Origin of the sequence: Chryseobacterium sp. G0162, from assembly GCF_003815715.1 — a bacterium.
GTDB lineage: Bacteria > Bacteroidota > Bacteroidia > Flavobacteriales > Weeksellaceae > Chryseobacterium.
Genome location: NZ_CP033922.1, coordinates 3,896,865 through 3,911,020, shown reverse-complemented (window position 1 = coordinate 3,911,020; position 14,156 = coordinate 3,896,865). Strand labels below are relative to the sequence as shown.

Genomic DNA, 14,156 nt, shown 5'->3' with positions numbered 1-14,156 from the left:
ATATTCTCATGAGAATTTCTTATTTTTAACAAAAAACAATAATTATGAAGCCATTAAAAGTATTATCAGACCTTATTCCAATACCAAGTTACACCGTCATTATTCTATGTTTTTTCTTTCCTTTTTTCCTGATCAAGTGTGGTGATACCACCTTAATGTCTATTAAGGGAACAGATTTGGTAACAGGCGTTTCCAAGCAAGCAATGAATGATCGTATGAAGGAGAATTTGAAAAAAAACTCTCCCTTTGGGTCCGCTTTTGGAAATGATTCTGATGACTCATCGTCAAATGCTGACAGCGAGTATTCACCACTTAATGCTTCCAATGATAAAAATAACAAAGAGAATATTCCCCCAAGTCCGTTTATCATTCTTGCTTTTTTAGCTGCCATTGCAGGAATTGTCATTCATCTGATAAAAAGTATTAAGAAAAAATATATCTATCATATTGCCATTTCCCTGTTGGGTCTTATCTCTTTATTAACTTTCTATTTAACATTCCAATCCAAGATGGAAGGTCTTGGAAATAATAAAGTTGGAATGGGATTAGGCGGCGGCGTCACCATCAGCTATGGTTTTGGGACTGCCTTTTATGTATGTGGAGCGTTGTTCCTGCTCGTGCTTCTTTTCTTCGGAGTCTTTTCCTATTATCTTAAAAATGATCCGAAGGCTATTTATGACTCGTCAAATCAGAGGTCAGAGTCTTAGTACAAGATTTGTAGATAAAACCATTATTCTAACATGTACAAGATCTATCGCTCAGTATTTTTAATTGGGATTTTCAGTATTTCGTCTTTTATGAATGCCCAGCAGAAAACACCAAATCCTGCACAAAAATTCAGTACGATAAAAATTGATGATATTTCAAAGGAAAACCTAATTACACCTACTTATGAGACCCTGGTTTCCTATGCCAAACAAAAGCAGCCTGTCAATGGGATATTTTACACCGCAACCTATAATCAAGACACCAATACACATAGTGTAGAATTGAAAGACAAAGCTGACAGCCTTGTTCCATTAATCTCTTATGAATTCAAGGACGGAATAATCAGCTCTATTATGACAGGTAAAAGAGATACACAAAAGTATACAAGAACAACTGAAAATTCAGGTTATACCCAGCAATTCTCTAACGCAATTCAGACCCAAATTGACTTCTATAAAAATGGCTTAATTCATACCATAAGACATTTTGGATATGGAGTAAAAGCTTCCGGCTATCCGGTAGGGATATGGTATGCCTATTCTGAAGATGGTACATTACAAAAGAAAATAGACCATGACTCTCATTTCAGAATGAGTTTTTATGACCTTCTGGCTATAGGAGATTCATACGGCTTTCCTAATATAGGTATCACTAGAGCTTTTAATGATATTCATTCCTATTGGTACATCTTTCTCAATCCACATCCAGAAGACAGAACGACGAAAGAGATAACAATATTGGTAGATGATAAAACAGGGCAAATAATATACAGTATCACTAATGAACAACAAAAATATTTGAAAACTAAAGCCTATGATAGACTAAACCTTAGCAAAGAATCCCTGGAATGGGTACTGGAGAATGATAAGTACCATATTCCTGATGAAGAATTTTATAAATTATTTAGAGGGTATTGGTAATTTCAATAAATACCTTTTTATTTTACCCATCCAAAAAACATTTAATTTATATATTTGGGGATCTAAAATTTGTTAAGATGATTTCAGTAAACAAGACATTGTACCTGTCTGCTTTCAGTTTTTTTTCTTTAGCCTTCGTCAAAGGACAGAATAAAGTTCCTTTTGGTGTTGTAAAAGCTGAAGAAGGCTATGCCAATGTTCGTGTGCATAAGGATAATTACAGGAAAATTGTAGATAAGATCCGCATGCGCAAAGGGGATGTTTTTGTTTATGTAAAGCCTGCTCCCGGAGAAACGGAATGGATCTGGATCAAATATCCTGAAAAGCAGGACGAGGACAAACCTTTTGTACGCTATGAAACCCTTGACAAAGAAGGAATGGTGAACAAAGAGCGCATTGCCTTTGTTGATCAGCTTCCCGCCTATACACCTTCTAAATCTAAAAACGGAAAATCACTGATCTTTACAGATAATTCTGACCCTAAAATTCCTACTGCCCAGAGAAGTAAAGTGGTGATTGACATATATCCATCTAATGCCAGTTACCGTAAAAAGGAAAAAGATGCCGAAGGAAAGCTTCTTACCATTGATAAAGTAAAACCATGGGGAATTGGAAATGATCTTCCTGAAGGAATGACGGAGATTAAATCAATCAGACTTCAACAACCTGGAAGAGGTTCTGTTTTCGTGAGAGAAGCCATCAAAAATATGTTCCAGCCTACCATGGATTTCAACAATATTGGAGTAACCTCTCTGGACAATGACAACATTTTCCTTTACATGATCAATGGTTCCGGCGAAAACAGATATACAACCCTTTGGACTATCAAGAAGGGAAGAGTAATCAGCCAGATTATTTATCATAATCCGGAATAAATTCATTAATTTTGCAGCCGAAAAAGTTTTACGCTTATTCATCATAGAAACTGGTTCTGCATAACCGCAGATTAAAAGGGAACCGTGTGAAAATCACGGACTGTCGCGCAACTGTAAGTAACTGAAATCTTTATCAAAAGATCCACTGTGCGAGGCATGGGAAGGAGATAAAAGATGTTACAAGTCAGGAGACCTGCCGATTTCTTAAACAAGAAACTTTCGCGATTTGAAGTTTTATTGATCTGATGGATTCTTTCAGGGGCCTCCAACGTTCCTGTCATTATTCTGTTGTTTTGATACGATTTCATTTCGCCTTAATTAATAATGAAATATGACTACAGAAGAAAGAATTGAAGCTGCAGAAACCAGAATCTTTAAAGCGGTTTTCCCTAACACAACCAATCATTACGATACTCTTTTCGGAGGTACAGCCATGCAGCTTATGGATGAAGTAGCCTTTATTGCTGCGACCCGTTTCGCAAGAAAAAGAGTGGTAACAGTAAGCAGTGACAAAATCGATTTTAAAAAACCAATTCCTGCCGGAACAATTGTAGAACTGATCGGAAAAGTTTCATATGTTGGAAAAACCAGTATGAAAGTAAGTGTTGAGATCTACACAGAACAAATGTACTCTTACGAAAGAGAAAAAGCAATTGTGGGAGACTTTACTTTTGTAGCAATTGATGAATTCAAGAAACCAATCCAGATCTTATAAATAAAAGTTTCGGGCGGCCTTTGGCCGCCCGAAACTTTTCATACTATTTATTTTAAAACTTTTTCCGTTTCCAGACCTTTCCTCAGTAACAGTTCAAAGGCCTCTCCCATTTCATCCGAAGCTCTGGTAATGGCATTTTCAAGCATATTTCTGATCTGCTTTTCGGTAACCCCAGCCTCTGTCCAGCTTTTTCCTGAAGTATAGGAGTTCAGAATAAAAGGCATAATCCTGTCAATAGAACAGGCAAAAATGGCATCCGGAGTTGCCTCTTCCTCAAACTCAAGCCATAGATTAAAGAATTCCGAACGTAAAGGCTCATCCAGAATTCCGAAAATTTTCTGTGCAGACATCTTTTCTCTTTCAAACTTTCCTACCATAGCAGCTTCGTCGAAAAGAAAAGTATCACCCGCTTCAATTTCGACAAGATCATGAATGGAAAGCATTCTTATCACTCTCAACAAATCAATATCCATACGGTTTTTAGCATAGGGATAAAGGATTTGGGCCAGAATAATGATCTGCCAGGAGTGTTCTGCTGTATTCTCTCTTCTGGAATCATCTGCATTGTAATTTCTTCTCTGTACATTTTTCAGGGCATCTACAGCCAGGATAAAATCGATTTCTTTCTGGATTTTCATTTTACTTTCCTCTATTATATTGATCTGATGGATATACCTTGGTTCTGGTAGTCCACTTATTATTCTTTTTTTCTTTGATGATAACTTTCACATAGCCATCTTCGCTTTCGTCTTCTTCTTTTTCAAGCACTTTATCGAGTCCTTTATTTGGAATGACTTCATATTCTGTAGTAAAAAAATTACAACATCCGGATTTTCCAAAGGCAATAAGGCGTTTACGAACCGGATCTGTTTCAAAAAAATCAAAATTATCTGATCCCAACTCTGTAAGTTCTTTACTTTTTACAAACGACATTCTGGTACTATTGAATACATATACATCATAAGATGCTGAACTGTAATTCCCCATATTTCCATTTCTTATCGCCAGATCTTCGGTTCCGTCAAAATTAAAGTCACCAAAAATCACAGGACTTTGTTCATTTGTTAGGGCTATTACTTTTCCACGCTCCAGCCTCTGTCCTTTTCCAAGTTTTAAAACCAGATTATCTGATGTAAAGCTCTGCACTTTACTGTTTTTATTATCAAATACCTCAACAGTTCCTTTATCCATACATTGGTCATCGAAACAATTGTCTATATGAATGATAGCATTATAATTTTTGGATGCCTCTTTAACTTCAAATTGATATTGTCCAAAACATAAAGGACCTAATAGCATAAAAGCGGATATACTCCTGTAATAATTCAAAATATTCATGTTCATAGTAATATTGGATTCAAATGTTTTATAAAAAACTTTCAAACAAAAATACGAATCATAGTTCCGATTTCAAAACTCAAATGTATTTAAACATCTTTAGAGAAATGCTTTTACAAATAATTCGTATCTGAAAACTGCAGCTAAAAGATATCTTACACAATATAACTAATTATACTTTTATTTCCTGTCTTGCCATTCTGTAAGGATCTAAACATCCAAAACATTATTAATCCACTATAGCTAAAAATATTTTATCAGCGATGAAAAACCTAAGTATTTACATTTATCAAAAAAACAATTTTTACGTCCTCTATTTTCCCAAATTCTTAAACTTTTTTGAAGATTTCTTTCTTAAAATTTAATGAGTGAAATTTTACACAAAAATTATTCAACTGATTACCAACACATTAATCATTTCATTTTCAAAATTTCACTACTTTGTATTGCATAATACCATTTTATTTACATATCTTTGTAATGTAAAATTAGAATAGGCTCAACTAGCTAGGAGCATTTTTCTAAAATATAACCTTAATTAACAAAACTTATCAAAGATGAATACTGAAAATACCAAAGCGCAAATGCGAAAAGGAATTCTGGAATTCTGTATTCTAAGTCTCATCAATAATCGCGAAATGTATGTTTCTGATCTTATTGACGAACTGAAAAAAGGAAAACTGGATGTTGTGGAAGGTACCCTCTACCCTCTTCTCACAAGACTTAAAAATGGAGAGTTTCTCTCTTACAGATGGGAAGAATCTACTGGAGGACCACCCAGAAAATATTATCAGATCACAGAAAAAGGAAAACTTTTCCTGGATGAACTTCAAAACACGTGGAATGAGCTTACCGCTTCAGTAAACCAAATTACACAACAACATTAAAAAACAAAGCTATGAACAAGACACTCTCAATAGGACTCGCAGGTTTTTCTTTTACAATAGAAGAACACGCATATATAAAGCTCAGCGATTACCTGAACGCTCTGAGAAGCTCACTTGATGCTTCGGAAGCAGATGAGGTAATGCATGACATAGAAATAAGAATGGTGGAGATCTTCAGAGATTCTCTGGGAAAACGTGAAGTGATCAACGATACGGATGTAGAAAAAGTAATCGCACAGATCGGAACACCTGAAAAGATCGAAGAGCAGGAAGAAGCTTATTTTTCTGAAAAAAATACAACTAAAAATACAAACACAGGAAATCCTTATACAGACAAAAAACAATTGTTCCGTGATCCTGAAAAACAGAAAATTGCAGGGGTTTGCGCAGGTTTAGCTCATTATGTAGGAATGGACATTACTGCCATGAGAGTTATCTGGGTAGTTGTTTTCTTAGTAATGATTCCTGCCGCAGGAAGTGCTTTAGTGATCTTACTTCTTTATTTAATCCTTTGGTTAGTACTTCCAAAAGCACAAACCGCTTCAGATTTCCTGAAGATGCAGGGAAAGCCTATGAACTTCGACAATCTTAAGAATGAGTCTAATAAATTGGTACAATTTGCCAATGAATCTACTCAGAGGGTCGGAGAAATCTACAACGAAAACAAACCTTACATTGACAATGCAGGAAGTGGAATATGGAATATATTCAAATATATAATTGGTGCATTCTCTGTATTGGTAGCTGTAGGAAGTATTATTGGAGTATTTGTACTATTTGCCCTTTTCGGGATGGATACAGATTTCCCTGGAGCCAATCAGATCAGATTCTATATGGATGATAACGGTCTGGATAAAGTACTGGCAGCTATCATGATTATAGGAAGTTTAATTCCTGCCATTCTTTTCAGCTTACTAAGTATTAAAATATTCTCTCCAAAAACAAAACTGAGAAATCTTGGATGGGTAGTGGGCGGATTATTCCTTCTTCTGATCGGACTGGGGACTTATTTCGGAATCAGCATGGCTAAGAAAAACCTGATCTACAAAGGCAGTAAAGAAGATGTAGAAAATATAGCCATCAATACGACTTCTGACACCGTATATGTGGACGTAAAGCAAGTAAGTATTCCGCAAAATTATAAAGCGTATGACGATGACATCTATTCTGATAAAAGATCAGTGTATGAAGAAGATTATATCTCAGTAGAAGTGACAAGAAAACCGGAAGTAAAAACCCCTTACTTAATCATCAAAAAAGAAGGAAACGGTTATAACTTCCCAATTCAGGTAACAGTTCCTGTAGAAGTTGTAAACAATAAAGTAATACTTCCAAATTACATTAAATACCCGTATGAGCACAGATTCAGAGATTACAGAGTAAATTATGAACTTGTAGTTCCTCAAAATGCAGTGGTCATCCCATTGAAAAAAGACAGAATTGATTTTGATGGTGACCTGAACGGAGACGGTATCGATGATGATGACCAGAACAAAGATGAAAACCACAACGGAATCAGAATCGAAAAAAATAAGATTACTGTAAACGGGTCCAGTATAGAATATAACTCTAATGATAAAGACAGCATTATCATTAACGGTAAAAAAGTTCCGAACAACCAGGCTAAGAAAGTAATTGATTCCGTAGCATCTGATATCAAAAAAATCAACAAAGATGTGGACATCAAAATAAAAGACGGAAAAAACGAAATATCCATACAAACTAAATAATTAACTACAGAGAGTGGTAGAAGGTGTGAATGAAAGGCAACCGTTTGAAATTCACACCATTCTTCTCTCAGAAAAGTGAAAAAAGCTAATATTTAGTTCTCTATGTGAAAAAAATGTTTTAATTTCGTATAGCTAAAATTTAATAACCAACCAACACTAAAAAACACTCTTATCATGATACAATTTGCAATGGAATTCGTAATGAAAATCGTAGATTTAATCAACGGTTTGTTTTAAGAGCAATAATATTTCAATATATTTGTAAAAGTATAACCAGTTTGGTTATACTTTTTTGTTTTTAATCCAAGAAACTATGAAAAAGCTGATAGGCAAACTAATGTTAAAATTATTAGGCTGGAAAGTTGTTCTGCAGGGCGACGTTAACAACCTGAACAGATGTATTCTGGTGGTAGCACCACATACCCATAATATGGAATACATCTTAGGAAACTTTGCCTATTGGTCTCTGAATAAACCTTTAAAAATCATCATTAAGGACGCCCACACCAAAGCTTGGTACGGAAGTGTTGTAAAAGGACTTGGTGGTATTGGTATTGACAGAAGTCAGAAAAATGACCTTGTCAATTTTGTAGCCAGCAAGTTTGCCAAAGAAGATTTCAGTCTTGTTATTACTCCGGAAGGCACCAGAAGCTGGGTTCCGAAATGGAGAAAAGGATTCTACCATATGGCAATGGCAGCAAAAGTACCCATTGTATTGGCGGCAGGAGATTTCAAAAGAAACATCGTATACCTTGGTTACACAATTCCTTATGAAAGAATTGCGTCCGTTCCGTTTTCTGAGATCATGCAGGAAATTCAGGATTATTATGTGAAAAACGACATTGTTCCTAAGGTTTCTGCCAACTGGAACCCTAATATTATGGGTTCAGGGGAATAATAAAAGTAAAATAAATTACGATCTTCCCATCATCATTTATCAATTATCTCTTATCTATAAAAAAATGAAAGGTCAGACAAAAGAAGAAATATTAGCATTCATCAATAACTGGGGTGGCGAAACCCTGGCAAAAGCAATGGAAATCAAATTCATTGATATAGATCTTGAAAATGAAACTCTTACCGCTACAATGCCTGTACTCCCAAGAACTCATCAGCCTTTTGGGATCATGCACGGAGGAGCAAGCTGCGTACTGGCTGAAACATTGGGTTCAAGCCTGTCTAACATCTTCATTGATGGTGATAAATATTATGGTGTAGGCACCAACATTAATTCCAATCACCTAAGAAGTAAAAAGGACGGAATAGTAACGGCTACTGCCCGTTTCATCAGAAAAGGAAAAACAATGCACGTCTCTGAAATTGAGATCAGGGATGAAAAAGGAACGCTTATCAACCATACGACGATGACGAATAATATCATCAATAAGTAGGTTGAACAGACATACCATTAAAAAGCTCAAAAAAAATTGGGCTTTTTTTATTTTCCTACCGTAATCTTTTATTTTTCTGTCCCTTTACTGATGTTGTTATAAAAAACAGCTCATATAATTTTGACATCTTTAAGACTAATAATACCTTTGCAGAAAGGAAAATCAACTTCGGAATTTCCTATATTATTTCCGGTTAGTGATTTTCAAAATCCGTTCATAACACATGATTTATTTCAAACTTCCCTTCAACGAAGGATTGCATACTGTAGAAGAAACAACTGATAAAAACGCAGTCAATTTTTATTCTTATAACAGCCTGAATCAGATCAACTTTAATGGAAACATCATCAAGGTTGATGCTGTAAAATTTAATGACATTACGATCACTAATGAATCCCTGGTAAAAGATACAACGGGTTTTATAGCAGAAACTAAAGAAGAATACTGCAATACTCTACAACAGGTAATTGAGGTTATTAAAGAATATGATCTTCCTAAACTGGTGTATGCAAGGAGAAAGATCTTTACAGACTTTAATACGATTGATTATAAGGCAAGTTTCGATAAATTATGTCAATCCTATCCCAATGCCTTCAGGTATCTTTTTAACGATGGAGAAAATGCATGGATGGGGGCTTTTTCCGAAGTACTAGGTAAGTTTAATAAAATCACCCATGAGTTTGAAACTATGGCACTGGCAGGAACTCTTCCTACATCTGAAGGATGGACAGAAAAAGAGATTGAAGAACAGAAACCGGTTACCACTTACATTCAGAATATTCTGAAAAACTATTCAGACAACATTCAGCAGTCTGAAACCTATGACCATATTTCCGGAAATATTAAACATCTTCGTACGGACTTTAAAACGATAATAAAGCCCAATGACCTTGACAGTTTAATAAAGGATTTACACCCTACTCCTGCAGTATGTGGTATTCCTAAAGATTTCTGCAATGAAAATATCCGAAAATATGAGAAATTCCCTCGTGAATTTTATGCTGGTTATATCAAAGTGGAAACAGAAGAGAGTGTTCTTTATTTTGTGAATCTTAGATGCGCAAGACTTTATAAAGGTTCAGTACATATTTTTGTAGGCGGAGGAATTACCGCTCAAAGTAACCCGGAAAAGGAATGGACGGAAACAGAGCTTAAGTCTGAGGCTATTTTAAAGAATTTGGTTGTTTCTTAATATTCTTTCTCTTCATATTATAAATCTATTACAGGAAATCAGCTGATCCTTTTGTTCTAATGGACTATAAAAACTGGTAATTTATAAAAAAATCTTAAGTGATAAACTTTTGATACCTTTACAAAACACCAATTGAAAAAAAACATTATTATGAAATCAAATCTTTTTCTTGCTCAATTATTGCTTTTGGGGCTCTTATCCTGTAAGTCTGAAAAAACAGCCAATTTTGAAAAAACAGTTACAGACCAAGAGCAGATTGCCTCTAATACACTGATTGGTAAAAACGGATATGAAATCCAAAAGAACCAATATTTAATTAAAAAGAATTTCGAGGGTGCTCTTACTTCTTTAGATCAGCAAGAACAGCTTTTTAATTCAATTATTAAAACGTTATCAGGATTATCCACTGATGGCATTAAAGAAAGCTCACCTGTAAAAACAACTGCCATTGAGTATTACAAAGCAATGAAGAACTTATTTCTCATCGAGCGGCTGTCTATTGAACAACAACAGCAACTTACTTTTACTAAGGATACCATTAAAATAGATAAAGCTCAAGACAGCCTGCTTCAAATTGACCGAAAAAAATTAGATCTGTACAAAGTAGTTGCTGAAAAACAATCAGAATTCCAAAAAGCACTCAAAAGTTTTAATCAAGCCAATAATTTGTAACTCTTTTATTCCATATTGATTAGTTATGCTCCTTTAGCCGGAAAAACCCACAGTAAGCAATAAAAAACCTCCTTCAAAAAGAAAGAGGCTATATCTATATAAAATTTTTGAGTTATACTTTTAAATTCCATCATTTGAAATAATTATATATTGAATTTCAAATAGTTATAATTTTTAATTATGATTTTTGCCTAATCTTTTAGAAAGTTATCCGATTTTTCACTCAAAACAAACCTATAAACACCTGACAATAAACATATTAAACAACAGAAGCTATTTGGATAGCTCAATAAAATTTAATTTACTTTTTTACACCGATTCGGCTCCAGGTATCCATTACAAAAAGCAGGATAAGGCCTATTGCTGCAGCAGATGCAGAAAATACAAACTTAATGTTATCTTCATCAGCGATAAGGTCATTCTGCCAGTTGATAGCATATAAATTAATAGCGATGAAAATGATGAACAGTACTAAAAATACTTTATAAAACTTCTTCATAATTTTTAAAAATTAACATAATTCAGCACCAATTGGGCAAAATTTGCAGTGAATAATTTAATTGAAATCGCTAAAAGAATAATACCAAAAACTTTCTGAAGAATCATCAAAGTAGCATCTCCTATTTTCTGCTCCAACCATTTCGCTGATTTCAGCACCAAATATACGAAAATTGTATTAAGAATAATCCCGCAAATAATATTAATATCATGAAATTCAGCTCTGAGGGACAATGCTGTTGTTAAAGTTCCGGCACCAGCTACCAAAGGAAATGCGATGGGAACGATAGATGCGGCCTTTGCTTCGGTTGTTTTATTGATCTCAATTCCTAGAATCATTTCCAGCGCTATGACAAAAATCACAAAAGCTCCGGCGATGGCAAATGAATTTACATCTACTCCAATCAGTTTTAGAATCTTATTTCCTACAAACAGGAAAACAATCATAATTGCTCCAGCTGTAATCGAAGCCTTTCCAGCCTCAATCTTTCCGAACTTCTGCTGAAGGCTTACTATAATGGGAACTGAGCCGATAATATCGATAACGGCAAAAAGAACCATAAAGCTGGTAACGATCTCTTTAAAAGAGAAACCATCAAAAATTTCCATCTCTTTGTAATTAAAAATTTCGCAAAAATATGAAAATAAACTGACTATTTGCTAATTTGTGAATATAAATTAACAATTGTTTTCAAAAGTTCCTCAATTCCCTCTTGAGATTTCACAGGAGAATATTTCTCCATCTGAATTTTCTGCTGCAGTCTTCCATATTGTTCTGCCAAGGATGAACCTTTGTGTTTTTCAAGAAAAGTCTTAAACTCTGTAACAGAGCCTTGGAAATACTGATTCCTTACTTCCTGATCCAATTCTTCCAATGTAATAAAGAACTTTTCATATTCGGCGTTATCTTTGAGGTTTTCAAGATAACCAAAATAATCATTGATATCCGTTTTCAGCAAGTCTCGGATTTCTTTTTCTGTTTCTGCCACTGAACCCAAAGGTTTTTGAGATACAGTTTCCCTAACTAATGTGCGTTTTTTTTGCCAAGTCTTAAATAACAGATACACAACAAATAAGCCTAAAAGAATCGCAATATTGGTCAAAAGAATACTCCAATGAAACTTACTTTTCTCTTTAACTTTAAATGAGGTGGTTTTCAGAACCGGTGTATCTACGGTCTCTAAAAGGTTATTGGTATATTCATTCACTTTTTCTACCGTAGAACGGGATTCCAATACCTGATCGTGCGAAAATGTATGTACATCCAATATTCTTTGCCCTACATCCACATATTCTTTATTTTCAGGATCAAAGAAAGCAAATGGTTCCATCTTGATAGAAATGGCTCCTGATTTATTAGGAATTACTACATAATTGGCCAGAATCTCCCCCTTCATTCCGGTTTTACCTGGAGAAACTTTTGATGTAATCTTTGGAGCAAAAACTTCATAATCGGGAGATGTTGCAATTTTCGGAAGTACAAGGTCCGGTAAGTTTCCTTCTCCGGCAACCTTTACTACAACATTCAGAGGCTTTTTAGCCTCAGGTTTTTCTTTAGTAGTATTGTAAACACTTACGTTAAAATTTCCAACCGCATTTTTAAAGCCATCCGGAGCTCCTTCCGGAAGCTTTCTTACGTTAATCTTTACTTTATTGGAAACAATTTTATTTTTATTTGAATAAGTACTCACAGATGCAGATACTCCAGGAACTTCAACGTAACCAGCCTCATTTGGGAATACCATAAACACGGCTAATATCTGAGATGCCATATTTCCGTTATCAGACGGATCAATCTCTGATTTATTGAAATTGATAGGATGTACATTGATATTATCCTGCTGTGGAAGGCGGATATTCTTTACTTTTCTAAGGTTATCCATATTTCTGGAATATACTTTCAGAACAGCAACAGTAGGCTGATCCTGATAGACATCCCTGTCTTCAATCTCCATATTCAGATAGACTTCATTGGAAGTATTACTGGCCAGAGATTTCTTTTCAATAATATCACGGATATTAACGTCGAAAGGTTCGGTTTTATAAATTTTATTATTTACAGTTACCAGTACAGATCCTATTTTGATCTTTCCTTTTTTCTTAGGTTCAAGAGCAATTCTGGATACTTTTTGAGTAATAAGCGTATTGGTAGCCGGATCAATGACTGTATTGGTTACAGATCCACTACCGATAATGTTGAATTTTGAAAGGTCCGGAAGCTGAAAACCTGTCTGTTGAACAAGGTCACTTCCATTAAGTTCAAGAACAATGGTAAGGTTTACAATATCCTTTCCAGCATACTCGGTTTTATCTGCGTCAAGAGAAAGATTTACCTGTCCGTAAGTAATTACGGATGCCAAAGTAAGCAATATGTAAATCAATTTGTCTTTCATCACCAATCTTTCTCGTTGCTTGCGGGCATCGAATAAGAATTCTTATTTAAAATTCTTCTGGCGGTTTCTTTTTCTTTTTCGTTTATTTTATCTAAGAGCTGATTTTCAAGATTTTTTGGCATTTTGCCCTCATTATTCTGATTCTGTTGAGGGGTACCCTGGTCACTTTTGCCTTCGTTTTGCTGGCCATTTCCCTGATCCTGCCTTTGGTCTTTTTTATCACCTTTCTGATCTTCACCTTTGTTTTGATCACTACCGCCTCCACCTCCTTTTCCGGAGTTATTCTGCTCGTTTTTATTTTGCTGCTTTTCTTTTTCTTTCAGTTTGGCAATTTCATAATTCTTACGGGTAGCCTCACTGTAAGGGTTTTGTTTAAGCGATTTTTTATAATAATCTGCCGCTTTTTCCGGCTGATTCATCTGCATATAAGTATTTCCTAAATTATGAAGGGCTGCAGCCTTATCCGGAAGAGTCTGTGACAGCTGTTGTGCTTTTTCAAACTCGGCTTTTGCTTCTTCATATTTTTTGTTTTTATACAGAGCATTTCCCATATTGTAATGAGCCGTAAAATCTTTATCATTAGATTTCACAGCTTCCATATATTTGGAAGAGGCTCCATCATAATCTTTACCGTCAAATTTCTGATTGCCTTCATGAACCAAAGTCCTATAGTTTTCCTGCCCAAACAAAAAGCCTGAGAAGGAGAAAGCAACTATAAACGATAAAAATATGGTTTTAGTATTCATTACCTGCAAAATTATTCCTTTATATGTTAAGAAACAGGGGTTTATTTGTTAAAATTCGGTTAAAGTACCTGTAGATATTCTTCTATAAATA

Annotated in this window: 16 protein-coding genes and 1 riboswitch; of the genes, 10 read left to right on the top strand and 6 right to left on the bottom strand. The window is 34.9% G+C overall.

The window, feature by feature from the left end:
• Positions 1-44: 44 nt before the first annotated feature.
• The 4 genes from EG344_RS17630 (at position 45) to EG344_RS17615 (ending at position 3,218) form a co-directional block, all read left to right on the top strand.
• Positions 45-707 (top strand): hypothetical protein, encoded by a 663-nt coding sequence (locus EG344_RS17630; RefSeq protein ID WP_123910682.1) that lies wholly within the window; start codon positions 45-47, stop codon positions 705-707.
• A gap of 33 nt (positions 708-740) precedes the next feature.
• Positions 741-1,628 carry a hypothetical protein gene (locus EG344_RS17625; protein WP_123910681.1) on the top strand — a complete coding sequence of 296 codons (888 nt, stop codon included), beginning with the start codon at positions 741-743 and terminating at the stop codon, positions 1,626-1,628.
• Between the two features lie 77 nt (positions 1,629-1,705).
• Positions 1,706-2,503: a hypothetical protein gene (locus EG344_RS17620; protein ID WP_123910680.1), complete on the top strand. Its 798-nt coding sequence runs from the start codon at positions 1,706-1,708 to the stop codon at positions 2,501-2,503.
• Between the two features lie 34 nt (positions 2,504-2,537).
• Positions 2,538-2,719: riboswitch (cobalamin riboswitch) on the top strand.
• A 115-nt stretch (positions 2,720-2,834) separates the two neighbouring features.
• Entirely contained in the window at positions 2,835-3,218 is a 384-nt protein-coding gene (locus tag EG344_RS17615) for an acyl-CoA thioesterase (RefSeq protein ID WP_047098292.1), read from the top strand.
• A gap of 47 nt (positions 3,219-3,265) precedes the next feature.
• Here EG344_RS17615 and EG344_RS17610 read toward each other — a convergent pair whose 3' ends face one another.
• Both EG344_RS17610 and EG344_RS17605 read right to left on the bottom strand, forming a co-directional pair.
• A complete protein-coding gene (locus EG344_RS17610; protein WP_123910679.1) occupies positions 3,266-3,856 on the bottom strand; it encodes an HD domain-containing protein in 591 nt (196 codons plus the stop codon).
• Between the two features lies 1 nt (position 3,857).
• Positions 3,858-4,556 carry an XAC2610-related protein gene (locus tag EG344_RS17605; protein ID WP_164464461.1) on the bottom strand — a complete coding sequence of 233 codons (699 nt, stop codon included), beginning with the start codon at positions 4,554-4,556 and terminating at the stop codon, positions 3,858-3,860.
• 557 nt (positions 4,557-5,113) lie between these two features.
• On the opposite strand from EG344_RS17605, the gene EG344_RS17600 reads away from it, so the two are divergent.
• From EG344_RS17600 to EG344_RS17575, 6 genes are all read left to right on the top strand, one after another.
• Positions 5,114-5,443, top strand: coding sequence for a PadR family transcriptional regulator (locus EG344_RS17600; RefSeq protein WP_045499677.1), 330 nt, complete (start codon positions 5,114-5,116; stop codon positions 5,441-5,443).
• 11 nt (positions 5,444-5,454) lie between these two features.
• Entirely contained in the window at positions 5,455-7,173 is a 1,719-nt protein-coding gene (locus EG344_RS17595; protein ID WP_123910677.1) for a PspC domain-containing protein, read from the top strand.
• Between the two features lie 313 nt (positions 7,174-7,486).
• A complete protein-coding gene (locus EG344_RS17590; RefSeq protein WP_123910676.1) occupies positions 7,487-8,071 on the top strand; it encodes a 1-acyl-sn-glycerol-3-phosphate acyltransferase in 585 nt (194 codons plus the stop codon).
• 64 nt (positions 8,072-8,135) lie between these two features.
• Positions 8,136-8,564 (top strand): PaaI family thioesterase, encoded by a 429-nt coding sequence (locus tag EG344_RS17585; protein ID WP_068944176.1) that lies wholly within the window; start codon positions 8,136-8,138, stop codon positions 8,562-8,564.
• A gap of 223 nt (positions 8,565-8,787) precedes the next feature.
• Positions 8,788-9,756 (top strand): chorismate-binding protein, encoded by a 969-nt coding sequence (locus EG344_RS17580; protein WP_123910675.1) that lies wholly within the window; start codon positions 8,788-8,790, stop codon positions 9,754-9,756.
• A 150-nt stretch (positions 9,757-9,906) separates the two neighbouring features.
• Complete coding sequence (locus EG344_RS17575; protein ID WP_123910674.1) at positions 9,907-10,428, top strand: hypothetical protein; 522 nt, start codon at positions 9,907-9,909, stop codon at positions 10,426-10,428.
• Between the two features lie 301 nt (positions 10,429-10,729).
• Here the strand turns inward: EG344_RS17575 and EG344_RS17570 are convergent, their stop codons facing one another.
• The 4 genes from EG344_RS17570 to EG344_RS17555 are packed head-to-tail and all read right to left on the bottom strand — an operon-like array spanning position 10,730 to position 14,065.
• On the bottom strand, positions 10,730-10,927 hold the full coding sequence (locus EG344_RS17570) for a hypothetical protein (RefSeq protein WP_045499691.1): 198 nt from the start codon (positions 10,925-10,927) through the stop codon (positions 10,730-10,732).
• Positions 10,928-10,932: 5 nt separating this feature from the next.
• Positions 10,933-11,535 (bottom strand): MarC family protein, encoded by a 603-nt coding sequence (locus EG344_RS17565; protein ID WP_115973180.1) that lies wholly within the window; start codon positions 11,533-11,535, stop codon positions 10,933-10,935.
• A gap of 44 nt (positions 11,536-11,579) precedes the next feature.
• Positions 11,580-13,319: a BatD family protein gene (locus EG344_RS17560; protein ID WP_123910673.1), complete on the bottom strand. Its 1,740-nt coding sequence runs from the start codon at positions 13,317-13,319 to the stop codon at positions 11,580-11,582.
• Positions 13,319-14,065, bottom strand: a complete 747-nt coding sequence (locus tag EG344_RS17555; RefSeq protein ID WP_123910672.1) for a tetratricopeptide repeat protein — start codon at positions 14,063-14,065, stop codon at positions 13,319-13,321. The genes EG344_RS17560 and EG344_RS17555 overlap by 1 nt, the downstream gene beginning before the upstream one ends.
• Between the last annotated feature and the right edge of the window lie 91 nt (positions 14,066-14,156).

Excerpts from the sequence above, each read along its gene's own strand:
- EG344_RS17630 (WP_123910682.1), top strand. The coding sequence starts at position 45 with ATGAAGCCATTAAAAGTATTATCAGACCTTATTCCAATACCAAGTTAC.
- EG344_RS17625 (WP_123910681.1), top strand. The coding sequence starts at position 741 with ATGTACAAGATCTATCGCTCAGTATTTTTAATTGGGATTTTCAGTATT.
- EG344_RS17620 (WP_123910680.1), top strand. The coding sequence starts at position 1,706 with ATGATTTCAGTAAACAAGACATTGTACCTGTCTGCTTTCAGTTTTTTT.
- EG344_RS17615 (WP_047098292.1), top strand. The coding sequence starts at position 2,835 with ATGACTACAGAAGAAAGAATTGAAGCTGCAGAAACCAGAATCTTTAAA.
- EG344_RS17610 (WP_123910679.1), bottom strand. The coding sequence starts at position 3,856 with ATGAAAATCCAGAAAGAAATCGATTTTATCCTGGCTGTAGATGCCCTG.
- EG344_RS17605 (WP_164464461.1), bottom strand. The coding sequence starts at position 4,556 with ATGAATATTTTGAATTATTACAGGAGTATATCCGCTTTTATGCTATTA.
- EG344_RS17600 (WP_045499677.1), top strand. The coding sequence starts at position 5,114 with ATGAATACTGAAAATACCAAAGCGCAAATGCGAAAAGGAATTCTGGAA.
- EG344_RS17595 (WP_123910677.1), top strand. The coding sequence starts at position 5,455 with ATGAACAAGACACTCTCAATAGGACTCGCAGGTTTTTCTTTTACAATA.
- EG344_RS17590 (WP_123910676.1), top strand. The coding sequence starts at position 7,487 with ATGAAAAAGCTGATAGGCAAACTAATGTTAAAATTATTAGGCTGGAAA.
- EG344_RS17585 (WP_068944176.1), top strand. The coding sequence starts at position 8,136 with ATGAAAGGTCAGACAAAAGAAGAAATATTAGCATTCATCAATAACTGG.
- EG344_RS17580 (WP_123910675.1), top strand. The coding sequence starts at position 8,788 with ATGATTTATTTCAAACTTCCCTTCAACGAAGGATTGCATACTGTAGAA.
- EG344_RS17575 (WP_123910674.1), top strand. The coding sequence starts at position 9,907 with ATGAAATCAAATCTTTTTCTTGCTCAATTATTGCTTTTGGGGCTCTTA.
- EG344_RS17570 (WP_045499691.1), bottom strand. The coding sequence starts at position 10,927 with ATGAAGAAGTTTTATAAAGTATTTTTAGTACTGTTCATCATTTTCATC.
- EG344_RS17565 (WP_115973180.1), bottom strand. The coding sequence starts at position 11,535 with ATGGAAATTTTTGATGGTTTCTCTTTTAAAGAGATCGTTACCAGCTTT.
- EG344_RS17560 (WP_123910673.1), bottom strand. The coding sequence starts at position 13,319 with ATGAAAGACAAATTGATTTACATATTGCTTACTTTGGCATCCGTAATT.
- EG344_RS17555 (WP_123910672.1), bottom strand. The coding sequence starts at position 14,065 with ATGAATACTAAAACCATATTTTTATCGTTTATAGTTGCTTTCTCCTTC.